The sequence below is a fragment of the Vibrio sagamiensis NBRC 104589 genome, assembly GCF_007990935.1.
Taxonomy (GTDB): domain Bacteria; phylum Pseudomonadota; class Gammaproteobacteria; order Enterobacterales; family Vibrionaceae; genus Vibrio; species Vibrio sagamiensis.
In genome coordinates, this window is record NZ_BJXJ01000154.1 from 1 (window position 1) to 573 (window position 573).

Sequence of the window (573 nt, forward strand, 5' to 3'; positions counted from 1 at the left end):
GCCATCCGCATTACCTGCAATATCTTCTGCGACTGCCGCTAAGTTGGTCTCACTGGTATTGACTGCATCAATTACTGCCTGAATTTCTTCAGCAGTTGGATTACTCGGGTCTACATATGTACCATTTTGTAGTGCTTCAACATACTCATCCAGATTATCAATCGTCGCACCGTCTACACCGTCAATGCCATTCAACTGCTCTGGAGTAACAGTGACACCATCCGCATTACCCGCAATGTCTTCCGCTACAGCATCGATCCCCCCTTCGCTATTGTTGACTGTATCAATCACCGCTTGGATTTCTTCCGCTGTTGGATTAGATGGGTCTACATACGTACCCTTTTGTAGTGCTTCGACATACTCATCCAGATGATCTGCTGTCGCTCCATCTACACCTTCAATCTCATTCAACTGCTCTGGAGTAACAGTGACACCATCTGCATTACCTGCGATGTCTTCTGCAACCGCGGCCAAGTTAGCTTCACTGGTATTAACGGAATCAATTACTGCCTGAATTTCCTCGGCTGTTGGATTACTTGGGTCTACATACGTACCCTTTTGTAGCGCTTCGAT

1 protein-coding gene is annotated in these 573 nt (G+C 46.6%); it reads right to left on the reverse strand.

Going from position 1 to position 573, the window contains the following annotated elements; genetic code table 11:
• A partial coding sequence (locus tag VSA01S_RS20175) for a hypothetical protein (protein WP_222593946.1) occupies positions 1-573 on the reverse strand: 573 nt, incomplete at both ends.